Annotated in this window: 1 protein-coding gene; it reads right to left on the bottom strand. The window is 66.1% G+C overall.

Annotated features, from left to right (window positions below; translation table 11 throughout):
* Positions 1–419 (bottom strand): SpnB-like Rossmann fold domain-containing protein (locus BST12_RS32705; RefSeq protein WP_170062241.1); only part of this gene is annotated, 419 nt, incomplete at both ends.

The following is a 419-nucleotide window of genomic DNA, read 5'->3' as shown; positions in this document are numbered from 1 at the left end:
CCGGCAGCCAACTCGATCGGCTCGGTGGGCACCAGCGCCAGATTCGACAAATCACCCTTGCCGGTGGTACCCAGCTGCCAGTCAGAGCCCGGCGGCGGCGTCAGGAAACTGGCCGGGGCGAGGCGGGGAACGTGAATGCTGCTGTGGCGCAACGCAAGCTGTGGCTCCGTCAGGGTATCACCCAGGGCGGCAATAACATTGAACAGCAGGCTCTCGTCGCTGGTGGGGGTGGTGTCGATGAGGGTGATCCGGCCCGGGTGCTCGTTCTGGGCGCAATGTGCCAGTGCCCACACCGCGGCATGCGCCAGATCCGGGGCTAGGTCGTGAACGCTGGTAGCCACCGCGTGACGAGTCAGGATGACCAGCGCAGTGTCGACGGTGTCGGACCGCGTCAGCCAGCCCTGCAACTGAGTCAGCAC

Origin of the sequence: Mycobacterium angelicum (assembly GCF_002086155.1) — a bacterium.
In the GTDB taxonomy this organism is placed as follows: domain Bacteria; phylum Actinomycetota; class Actinomycetes; order Mycobacteriales; family Mycobacteriaceae; genus Mycobacterium; species Mycobacterium angelicum.
Note: the sequence above shows the minus strand (reverse complement) of the source record. Positions and strands in the feature narration are given on the sequence as shown.